At 36.8% G+C, this 11222-nt stretch carries 11 protein-coding genes; 4 read left to right on the top strand and 7 right to left on the bottom strand.

Going from position 1 to position 11222, the window contains the following annotated elements; all coding sequences use genetic code 11:
• Positions 1-137 precede the first annotated feature (137 nt).
• Genes pxpB through MHI39_RS04250 form a run of 3 tightly spaced genes read left to right on the top strand, consistent with a single transcriptional unit; the run spans position 138 to position 2631 of the window.
• The gene (pxpB, locus tag MHI39_RS04260; RefSeq protein ID WP_342540758.1) at positions 138-854 is read left to right on the top strand and encodes a 5-oxoprolinase subunit PxpB; all 717 of its coding nucleotides are present in this window, start codon (positions 138-140) and stop codon (positions 852-854) included.
• Positions 851-1855 (top strand): biotin-dependent carboxyltransferase family protein, encoded by a 1005-nt coding sequence (locus tag MHI39_RS04255; RefSeq protein WP_212945530.1) that lies wholly within the window; start codon positions 851-853, stop codon positions 1853-1855. The genes pxpB and MHI39_RS04255 overlap by 4 nt, the downstream gene beginning before the upstream one ends.
• A gap of 2 nt (positions 1856-1857) precedes the next feature.
• Complete coding sequence (locus MHI39_RS04250) at positions 1858-2631, top strand: 5-oxoprolinase subunit PxpA (protein ID WP_212945529.1); 774 nt, start codon at positions 1858-1860, stop codon at positions 2629-2631.
• Here the strand turns inward: MHI39_RS04250 and MHI39_RS04245 are convergent.
• Positions 2609-3205: a transposase gene (locus MHI39_RS04245; protein ID WP_341041370.1), complete on the bottom strand. Its 597-nt coding sequence runs from the start codon at positions 3203-3205 to the stop codon at positions 2609-2611. The two genes, MHI39_RS04250 and MHI39_RS04245, sit on opposite strands and share 23 nt — an antisense overlap.
• 175 nt (positions 3206-3380) lie before the next feature.
• A complete protein-coding gene (locus MHI39_RS04240) occupies positions 3381-4760 on the bottom strand; it encodes a VWA domain-containing protein (RefSeq protein WP_180212201.1) in 1380 nt (459 codons plus the stop codon).
• Positions 4761-4952: 192 nt separating this feature from the next.
• Between MHI39_RS04240 and MHI39_RS04235 the strand changes: the two genes are divergently transcribed.
• On the top strand, positions 4953-6062 hold the full coding sequence (locus MHI39_RS04235) for a PA2928 family protein (protein ID WP_342540757.1): 1110 nt from the start codon (positions 4953-4955) through the stop codon (positions 6060-6062).
• 60 nt (positions 6063-6122) lie between these two features.
• On the opposite strand, the gene kynU is transcribed toward MHI39_RS04235, so the two are convergent.
• The 5 genes from kynU to MHI39_RS04210 form a co-directional block, all read right to left on the bottom strand.
• On the bottom strand, positions 6123-7403 hold the full coding sequence (gene kynU / locus MHI39_RS04230) for a kynureninase (protein ID WP_342540756.1): 1281 nt from the start codon (positions 7401-7403) through the stop codon (positions 6123-6125).
• A 142-nt stretch (positions 7404-7545) separates the two neighbouring features.
• Positions 7546-8967 carry an amino acid permease gene (locus MHI39_RS04225; RefSeq protein ID WP_342540755.1) on the bottom strand — a complete coding sequence of 474 codons (1422 nt, stop codon included), beginning with the start codon at positions 8965-8967 and terminating at the stop codon, positions 7546-7548.
• Positions 8968-9246: 279 nt separating this feature from the next.
• The gene (locus MHI39_RS04220) at positions 9247-9864 is read right to left on the bottom strand and encodes a TetR/AcrR family transcriptional regulator (protein ID WP_342540754.1); all 618 of its coding nucleotides are present in this window, start codon (positions 9862-9864) and stop codon (positions 9247-9249) included.
• 120 nt (positions 9865-9984) lie between these two features.
• Complete coding sequence (locus MHI39_RS04215) at positions 9985-10521, bottom strand: chromate transporter (RefSeq protein WP_071974802.1); 537 nt, start codon at positions 10519-10521, stop codon at positions 9985-9987.
• Positions 10522-10531: 10 nt separating this feature from the next.
• Entirely contained in the window at positions 10532-11182 is a 651-nt protein-coding gene (locus MHI39_RS04210; RefSeq protein WP_342540753.1) for a chromate transporter, read from the bottom strand.
• Positions 11183-11222: the final 40 nt, after the last annotated feature.

The raw sequence follows: 11222 nt of genomic DNA, 5'->3' as shown, positions 1-11222 counted from the left end.
TTCAATGTAAATAGGCATATTCTTCTTATCATTTTATATTAGTTGATAAATTAGATTAAAAAACTTGAATTGTTAAAAGGTTATAAATATTATATTATAAAAGAAAAGTATAAAAGATTATGGAGGGGACAGTTCCAATGGAATATCACTTACATCCTATGGGAGAGAACGCAGTCATCATTGAATTGGGACAAGAGATGAATACGCTAACCCATGAAAAAGTTCAGGTCCTTTCTGCGTATTTTGAGGATCATCTATTAGATTGGGTAGAAGAGTATGTCCCAGCCTTTACAACGGTGACTGTTTACTATGACCCTTTTAAACTCACATCTGCATTAAGACAATCAACAGAACTTCCATCCACATATGTTTGCCGTCAGCTGGAGTCTCTTCTTTCAAAACTAACGTTAGGAGTGGAAAAAGAGCCAAGGATAGTAGATATTCCTGTATGCTATGGAGGAGAATTAGGTCCTGACCTTGAGACCGTTGCGCGATTGAATGACTTAACAACTGAAGAAGTGATTCACATCCACTCAACTGGGGACTATATTGTTTACATGATCGGTTTCGCACCGGGTTTCCCTTATATTGGGGGAATGTCCGAAAAAATAGCTGCCCCACGGCTCGCTTCCCCCCGATTAAGAATACCTGAAAGATCAGTAGGAATTGCCGGTAAACAAACAGGTATCTATCCAATTGAAACCCCGGGAGGCTGGCAGTTAATTGGGAGGACCCCTATTCATTTATTTCGCCCAAACGATGAATCTCCGAGTCTATTAAAGGCGGGAGATAAAATTCGCTTTACTCCTATTAGTTATAAGGAATACTTGGAATGGGAGGATGCTGCTAAATGATCACTATTAAAAAGCCCGGACTCTTAACAACCATACAGGATTTAGGTAGACATGGTTTCCAACGGTATGGTGTAATCGCTGGCGGTGCGATGGATACCTTTGCTCATCGAATCGCTAATTTTTTAGTTGGAAATGAGGAAAATGCCCCTACCATCGAAATAACCATGCTGGGGCCAGTAATTGAATTTGATGAGAATGCTCTAATTTCTATTTGCGGTGGTGATCTTTCCCCTATGATTAATGGAAAGCCTGTTCGATCTTGGCGAACGATCTTCGTAAAAAAAGGGAGCGAACTTCGCTTCGGCTCACTAAAGTCTGGTTGTCGGGCAAATCTTGCTATCGCCGGGGGACTTTCAATTCCAAGCATCATGGGAAGTAAATCAACCTACTTAAGGGCAGGAATCGGCGGTTTTCATGGGCGTTCATTACAAATGGGTGATCAAATTCCTTTTGGTCTACCAAATGAAATTTCTGCAAAAATCATGTGTGAATTGGATGCACATTGTCATCATTTTTTTGAAATGGAATGGTCTGTCACATCTGAACTAATCCCAAACAATAAAAAGTCTGCTTCTATTCGAGTCATAAAAGGACGGCAATACCATTTATTTACGGAAGATAGCAGGAAGAATTTTTTCTCAAATACATTTGAAGTGACGACCCAATCAGATCGCATGGGGTATCGTTTAAAAGGAGAACCATTATCTTTGGAGCATGCCCAAGAAATCTTATCGGAAGCTGTCAATTTCGGTACGATCCAAGTTCCTTCAGATGGCAACCCCATTATTTTATTAGCTGATAGACAAACAACTGGTGGTTATCCAAAAATCGGACAGGTCGCTTCTGTCGATTTACCACGATTAGCACAGATGAAACCAGGGGATCAGCTTCGATTTTCTGAAATAACAAATGAACAAGCTTTTCATCTTCTAATAGAAAAGGAAAAAGAAATACAACAACTTAAAAAAGGAATTTTACTTAAATTTAGAGAGGTGGTATAAACATGTCTATGATTGATTTAAATTGTGATATGGGAGAGAGCTTTGGAGCTTACAAAATGGGAACAGATGAGGAAATTCTTAATTATATTACTTCTGCCAATATTGCTTGTGGGTTCCATGCAGGAGACCCCACTACAATGAGAAAAACAGTGACGATGGCTTTGGAACGCAATGTAGGGATTGGCGTTCATCCTGGTTTGCCAGATTTAGTAGGCTTCGGTAGAAGAACGATGGATATTTCTCCTCAAGAAGCCTATGATCTGATTGTCTATCAAATTGGCGCCGTTTATGCTTTTACCAAAGCTGAAGGCGGAAAACTTCAACATGTAAAACCTCATGGTGCCCTATATAATATGGCTGCAAAAAGTCCATCTTTATCCGAGGCCATCGCTGAAGCAATCTATAAAGTTGATCCTGAATTGATTCTTTTTGGATTAGCGGGGGGAGAGCTCATTAAAGCTGGAAAGAAAATTGGTCTTCGATCCGCAAGTGAAGTATTTTCGGACAGAACCTACCAAGAAGACGGTTCCTTAACATCTAGACGAGAAAAAAATGCGCTAATCCACGATCAAGAAGTAGCAGTAAACCAAGTCATTCGCATGGTGAAAGAAGGAAAAGTAAAATCACTACAAGGAGTCGACGTATCTATCCAAGCCCACACCGTATGCATTCACGGCGACGGCCAAAACGCATTACAATTTGCCAAATACATCTCCACCTCCCTCCAAAACGCAGGAATCACCATAGCTAAAATCAGTAACTTCTTGGGGGTCTGACCCCCACTTCTTTAAAGTGATAAAGTGATTTTAATAGATCTTTTTTTATCTCAACGTACTTACGGTAATTTTCTTTTTGTGGGTGAGAAAAGTAGGATAATATTTTACTAGTGGTGACATGCGGATTTGTATTATTTGAAGTGTAAGCTGCATAGCTGCTCCAACGATAATCTTCAGGGGAGTGAACTATTTTCGCATCAACAGGATTTAAATGGATATATCTGCTCACCTCTAATTGGTAAACGATCGAATCAATGATTTCTGAACCATAGCGCCCTTGAAAAACATGTCCTACAAGTTCATGACGCTTATTAAAATAAATGGCATATCTGGAATTGAGCATTTGCATTATATGCTGGGGATGATGCTTGATGGTTTCTAATTGGAGATGAATATGATTGGTCATGAGGCAATATGAGTGAAGAATAAATGGATAATAACCTCGAACTTCTTCTAATAGTTTTAAATAAACCACTCGATCTTTATTATCATAAAATAATGCAGATTGTCGGTTCCCCCTACTCGTAATATGATACATCGCCCCTTCAAACCAAATACGAGGCTTTCTAGCCACTCTTTTCCACTTCCTTTCTTATTTTCATACTTAGAAATATTCGATAGAATTAGCTAATATCCTTCTTAAAATTCGAGTAATTAAACGAATGCCGTTATTAATATAAAAAAAACCCGTAGATCGCAACTTTCCTACAGGTTTCTTTATCACTTTAAAGCGGTGGGGGTCTGACCCCCTAATTTCCATTTTTCTTATCAATTGTTTCACTAATTTTTTTGTTTCCTTCATCGACGAATTTTCTCCATTCATCGTTTCCGTTATCTACGCTTTCTCTCCACATGAGGTTGCCTGTGTCAACGGCATATTGCCATTTTTCATTTCCATAATCGACTATATCAGAATATAGTTGGCGAGTAGGATGATCATAATCATCAAATCTTTCTTTTAAATATTCCCTTGCTAGTTTCATCCGTTCTTTTTCACGTGTACTTTTTTCCTTCATGCTTTCTTTTGTACGTTGAGCTAATGCTTTTTTCTCTTCTTTTATTTCTAATGCCTTTGCTTTTCCTTCTTCCTTCCAATCCAGCCAAGCCTGCTGGATTTCTTCATATTGTGCTCTTAAATACCTTTTCAAATCACGTTCAGATTGCACATAAGTAAATTCACCATTTCCAGCACTTGCAACATTTTTCAATAATTTTTGTCCTTCATTATCTACGTCAAACCCAATAATATTTACAACCGTTTGAATATCAGATGAAACTAAATCCTTTGCCGCCTTTACTGGATCACCATTACAAGTCTCAATCCCATCGCTTACTACGTATACAATCATATCATCTGTATTTTCTGGAATGTCCTCTTTTACTTTTTCTAATGCGAGAGCAATAGGCGTCCAGCCTGCAGGTTTTACTTTATTTAATGACTGGTTAAATTTTGCCTTTTCAAAACGCCCACTATACAAATTTTCCGAACTGCTACATGACATTTTTTTATCTGAATCACTTCCAGAACCTTTATGACCATACACACGCATGGAAATAGTTGCGTTCTCAGGTATTTGTTCAGCAAATTCAAGAACAGCCTCCTTTGCTACTTGCATTCTTGTTTTACCTCCAACAGAGGCATTCATACTACCACTAGCATCTATTAAAATTGCATAATGTGCCGTCCTCATACCAGGTATGTTCACTGTCTCATCTGGTCGCTCAACAGAAACATCAACATTTGAATTAAAGTTAAGTAATGTTTCCATTTCTTTATGATAATCCTCTGTTAATAAAAACTTTAACTCCTCCATATACTCTTCCTTCGTTAAATCCTCAGGCAATTGATCTAGTGCTTCTTTAACTTTTTCCTCATCATATTGATCGCCGCTATACTTCCCAGGATACCGCAATAACTCTTTTTCCATCTCTGATAACTCACGATCAGGCATCTTAATATCAAAATATTTTACTTCCTTTGGTTTATATTCATTTGCTAATTTTTCTTCTTGCTTCGGTTCGGCGGGTTGTTTCTTCCCTTTCTCCGCCTCCTGCTGTTGCGAAACATCCTTCGAACATGCAACTAACAGTAAAGTTAATAACATCATCCCATAAAAAAATTTCTTCATAGTAAATGTCCCCTTTATTTTCCCATATAGAAAAATGGATATATACCACCATCATACCTATTTAATGTAAATTTTTGTAATAGACTAAATGCCTATGAACAAAGAACTAAGGGGTCAGACCCCCACCGCTTTAAAGTAGTGGGGGTCTGACCCCTTTTGATATAATTATCCTCGTACAAGGAGGGATGATTTATGTTTTTTGTGAACCTGTTTAAAGGTTGGTTTTTAAGGGGTTGGTTTTTCTTTGATCTTGTAGTGGGGATTCTTTATTTTATATTGCTTATATTAATCTCCTTTTGGCTGTATCGAATGATAAAAAATAAACTGGCTGGTAAAGGAAGTTTTAGGCGTGGATTTTCTGTATTAGGGATCATGCTTATTATCTATTTTATGATTGGATGTTTTGTCCTATTAATTTTTAATGGGGCTGGTCGTCATGTTGATGTCAAAGCCGAATCTCCGACATTAACTATACAAAAAAATGGGAAATCCTTGGTCGTAAACAAGGTTTCCGTAAAAGTCCCCAATGGACAATCGAATGGCATTTCGACTAGTGTATCATCCTTTGAATTTATTGCCGTCAATAGCGATACAGGGAAAAAAGAATGGACAAAAAAATCAAACTGGCAAGACTATGTACTTGGTCAAACCAATAATGAAATGATTGTCATAAATCCAAAGAAAAAGAAGCTTTCCTTTATAGACCTATTGACCGGAAAAGAAACGATGACAGAAAAAGAACTCTATCAAAAAGTTCCTGAATTAAAAGGTAATTTAAGTTATGAGTTTACTGATTATTTTATCGATAAAAAGGAAGATATGTACATCTACGGGTTAGATAATCACTATTACAAACTGGATCTACAAAACTATACTTTAAAGGAAGACGACAGTTATAAAAAAATTGTTAATGATCATACATTCGATCATTCATTTTTTCAAAAAGGAAGTTTGCCTGTGTTTTCCGCCAATGAGAATGATCAAAAAGAGCTTATGAATACTTTGAATGAAATCAATACACATTTTATTAATCCATCAATCTTAGCTTATGATTCAAAAGAATCTATTGCCTATATTTCGTATCAAACAAAACGAAATGAACAGTCACTTACCCTTTCAAAAGTGAACCTTCAAAGTAAAAAAGTAAATTGGTCGACTACTGTCGAAACCAATAATGAAATCATGGGATATATCGAGGATAATGATCTATTTATACAAAGCGCTGGAAATCTCTATCGCATTTCACTAAAAGACGGAAAGCTGCACTTCAAATATGAATATCTTTGGAATAAGTCCGTGTGAAACGAGTGTCACTTTTACACTTTAAAGCAGTGGGGGTCTGACCCCCACTAAATGACCCCACTAAACTACTAATGTACGTACCTCACTATAATCTTCATATTCTTTCGATACGACGATGTCCTCTAGGATTTGAACTAGGTTGTATACATCTTCATAGGAGACGTATAATGCGACGGGAGCTAGTCGAATGACATTTGGTTCACGGAAATCAGGGATGACTTTATGCTGCTTGAGTGCTTTACAAATACGATAGGCATCGTCATGCTCGAGACAAACATGCCCACCACGTTTATGATCTTCACGCGGGTTCCCAATTTTATATCCATATTTCGTTAATTTCTCTTCAATTAAAAACATCAGATACGCAGTAATGTCCAACGATTTATGTCGTACATTCTCCATTCCTGCTTCAAGATAAATATTCAACACACCTTCAAGTGGTGCCATAGAAAATAATGGCTGTGTTCCTGTTTGCCAGCCATGTGCATTTAATTCATGGTCAAACACATGACGTAATTGGAATTGTGTTTCATTTTTGTTCCCATGCCAGCCGGCTAATCCTGGTTCCTTCGTAAAGTGTTTTTGATTAATATAAAATCCTGCAATAGCACCCGGTCCCGCTGATAAATATTTGTAATTGCACCACACGGCAAAATCAGGATTAATCTTTTTAAAGTCATGTGGAATCGCACCAATCGAATGACATAGATCCCATCCAATAATAATGCCTCTTTTGTGAGCTTCTTCTGTGATTCGTTCCATATCAAGGAGCTGTGCACTTCTGTATAAAACTGATGGAAGTAAGACTAATGCAACATCCTCTGTCATTCCATCAATGATCGCATCTTCTGAAAGAAAACGTCCATCCGTGCTAGAAATTACTTTAACAGCATCCTTTGGATCAAGGCCTTTCAAACGTACTTGACTATCCACCGCATAACGATCCGTAGGGAAGTTTAAATCATCAACAAGAATTTTATAGCGTTCTGGTGTTGGTTGATAAAATGTACTGATCCCCTGGTGAATATTAATGGTCGTATTGGTCATAACCGTTACTTCGTCAGGTTCTGCATTAATCAATTTTGCTAGTTTTTCCCCCAACACATTTTGATATTTAAAATAGCGGCTATCCTCTATATCCCAAATATTAATTCCATGCTGCTCCCATAAATCGACCACATGATATAGGGCTTCTTTTGCATCTTTTGAGCATAAACCTAAGGAATTTCCATCCATATAGATTTCTCCTTCTTTAAGACAAAAGCGACCCCGAATATTTTTTAAAACATCCTCCTGATCTTTCTTTTTCGCAAACTCTAAACTAGTTTCATATTCTCTCATGTGTGTTTTTCCTCCTTGTTAGCTAAATCTTAAATTGTCATCTATTTGGATAAAAAGAATGAGCAAATCTATTTTTCTAGTAATTTCACTTTACTCAGCGCTAGATATTCCCAGATCGCCCATCCTATTATCACTTTTTTTATCAAAAACTTTGATCATTACTTGCTGTGTTATTTTCGATTTTTTTAGAATTCACTTTTTTCCAGATAAAATAAATAACAGTAATGATGATTAACCACGGAAATCCAAGAACCAACGTATCTTTAAAATCAGGTGAAAACCAAGTAGACAACACTACAGCTAATAGCAATAACGCGCCTAAAATTGTCAAATAAGGATAGCCAAGCATTCGAACTGGAAGCTTTCGTCCACCTATTTGATTCCATTCTTTCCGGAAAAATAGATGGGTGATAAAGATCATAAACCATGCAAACATGGCACCAAAACTAGAAATTGAAATCATCGCTACTAGCGCAGTATCTGGTGATACAACCGAATAAATGGTTGCTAATGCAATCCCAATCGCTGAAGTGGCTAGGGCAAGAGCAGGTACTTTCTTTTTATTCAGTTTTCCGAATGACTTTGGAGCGTATCCTGCCCTAGAAAGTGAAAACATCATCCGGGTAGAAATATATAATTGGCTATTCATCGCTGAAAGTGCAGCAATAAGGACAACAAAATTCATAATTCCCGCTGCGCCAGGAATATGTAGGATTTCCATTACTTTAACAAATGGACTAGCATCTCCACCTGCCTTGTTCCATGGAATAATCATCAACATTAATGAAAGTGTTAATAGATAAAACAGAATTAATCGGAAAACTGCTGAACGTAGGGCAATAGGAACTGCTTTCTCTGGCTCCTTTGCTTCCCCAGCACTTACTGCAATCATTTCTATACTTAAATAACTAAACAGGGAAATAAAAATACCGATCCACATCCCCCAGATCCCATTAGGAAAAAATCCTCCTTGAACTGAGTAGTTTGCAATACCAATCGTTGATGTCGCATCGGCCCCAACGATTACATAAATGGCAAGAATGATAAAGCCGACAATCGCAATAATTTTAATTAAAGAAAACCAATATTCAACCGCTCCAAACAAATTAACACTGGTAGCGTTTACATAAAGTAAAATCGCAGAGAAAAGTAAAATCCAAACGAATCCAGGGACAGTAGGAAACCAAAACTTCATATAAATCGCGATTGCTGTTACTTCAGTACCTACTGCACAAACTAAACTGAACCAGTAAGAATAACGAACGGTAAAACCAGACCATTGATTAACATACTTTTCAGCGTATGCACCAAATGAACCTGAAGTTGGATGGGCAACAGTCATTTCAGCTAGACAGCCCATTAGCAATAAGGCAATGAATGCGCCTATCGCATAACTGACAATTACACTTGGTCCTGCAGTACCAATAGCAAGCCCACTCCCTAAAAATAACCCTGTTCCGATTGCACCACCAATCGCAATCATTGTAAGCTGTGATGTTGCTAACCCCTTATTTAACCCTTTTTCCCTTTCCATAATATCCTGGAAATGATCTTTCTCTCCCATAACATCACCCTGTTCATATTTTATAAAACGCTTTCATTTTAATAAGAAATAATAACTTAATATTCTATTAATTCCTATTAATGAGATTATAAAATAAATTCGATATCATGTCTATAATAAATACGATGTGATGTCTATAATATTTATAAGTATTTTATAATCTTATTCCTATATAATTAAATAATTTTCTAAATTAATCAGATGTATCGTCGAATTGATTTCAAAATAAAAAAGCTAAATTTCATTAGCTTTTTTCATGTTATATAAAGAAGCCAGCCTTTATAAATAAATAGCATCCACATACATAGTTGTTAATGTCCAAGCAATCTCATCAAGTGAGTATATGCCTTGATTAAATACAATCTCCCATTGATACATTTCATTTGAGAAAAACCAGCTTCTAGCTGCTAGCTCTGCCTTTAAATCCGTACGCGCCAAACCTTTTACTTGGGAATAAGTAATATCCTTAGTGATACTCTGAATAAATTTAAGCCTTATTTCTTCCCACTTCTCGTTTACCTTTGGTGAAAGACCCATCCCTTCAGAAAATACCTTCATAATTTCTCTTTCCGTATCTGCTATTTTCAAGAAGGACAATACTTGATTTAAAATGATTTCCTTTGCTTCCGCTCTTGTCGAAGGAAAAAATGGAATACTAGCCACTTCAAAGAACTTGTCCATTATATCTTCCATTAACACAATCAAAAGGTCATCTTTCCCTTTAAAATGACCATATACAGTTCCATACCCTATATCAGCCTGTTCCATAATACTTTTAATCGTTGTTTTTTGAAATCCATCTCTTAAAAAGACGACATGTGCCGCACGAATAATTTTACTTCTTGTCTTCAAAGAACGTAAATGTCTACCATCCTCAATATTATGTTTTTCTCGCACAATTACCACCGACTTCCAATCTCTGTTTCTTATTTCCATCATAGCGAATTCAAATGGAAAAAGAAACTATAAGAAGGACTGGTTTCCTTCAAATAGGATGATGTACTACTTAGCAATCTATCAAAAAATGATTATTCCAATAATCCCCGCGAATAAAATAACAAGGGTTGGATGTATTTTGAAATAGGACAGGCCCACTAATGATGCAAGAAAGAGGAGAAATAAACTGACCATGTGCCAAGATACATGGAGTGAAATCACGCCGTTTTCTATAGCAAAATGAATGGCTGCATAAATAATCAAGCTTGTTACAATTGGGCGCAATCCATAGAATGCAGATTGCACAAGTTTATTTTGATTAATTTTATAAAAAAACAGAGCAATGATTAATACAAAAATAATCGATGGAAGAGTGATGGCGATTGATGATACGATTGCCCCAGGAATTCCTGCAACCTTATATCCAACCGCTGTGGCACTGTTTGATGCAATGGATCCTGGTGTCATTCCCGCAAGAGCAACGATGTCGGTATATTCTGTTGTGGTTAACCATGCTTTTTTTGTTACCTCTGCCCCTATTACTGGGATCATTGCGTAACCCCCACCAAATGAAACGGCTCCAATTAATAGGAATAGGGTAAATAATGAAAATAACATAGTATTCCTCCTACGTCCTCATTTCCTCATTCGTTACGTCATATATAGATTCTTTTTCTTGATTGTGGTCTAATCGAACCGGTATATTCATTAATTCCTTGACTTTTACAATCATAATTCCCAATAATGCACCTGTAACAATAACAAAAATAGGATGCCAATGGAATACAAGCATCATAATGACCATAGCAATCATTAAAATGAAGGTAGATTTATCAAGAATAGAAGTTCGTGCAATTTTGATTGCCGCATAAGCTATCAAAGCTACAACTGCTGCTCTGATCCCTAAAAACGCTGCTTTTACATGAGGATTTCCTTCAAAAGAAACAAAAATAATGTTAAGAAGCATCACTATGAGAAAGGTTGGAAGTAGAACTCCAATCATTGCAGCAATTGCTCCACGTACCCCTGCAATCTTATGGCCAATAAATGTGGCTGCATTCACTGCGATTGCACCGGGAGCCGTACCAGAAAGGGCAAACATATCAGACACTTCTTCAATTTCTACCCATTTCCTCTTTTTCACCACTTCCCTTTCAATTAAAGGAATCATGGCATAGCCGCCTCCAAATGTAACTGGTCCAATTTTAAAAAACACCCAGAACAATTGAAAAAGTAAGGACCAATTTTTTTTCATCCAATCCCAGCTTTCTATTTTCATTTTACTATCCTCATGTTATCACACTTTTGACCAAAATGGA

The organism is Heyndrickxia sp. FSL K6-6286, from assembly GCF_038630395.1.
In the GTDB taxonomy this organism is placed as follows: Bacteria; Bacillota; Bacilli; order Bacillales; family Bacillaceae_C; genus Heyndrickxia; species Heyndrickxia oleronia.
Note: the sequence above shows the minus strand (reverse complement) of the source record. Positions and strands in the feature narration are given on the sequence as shown.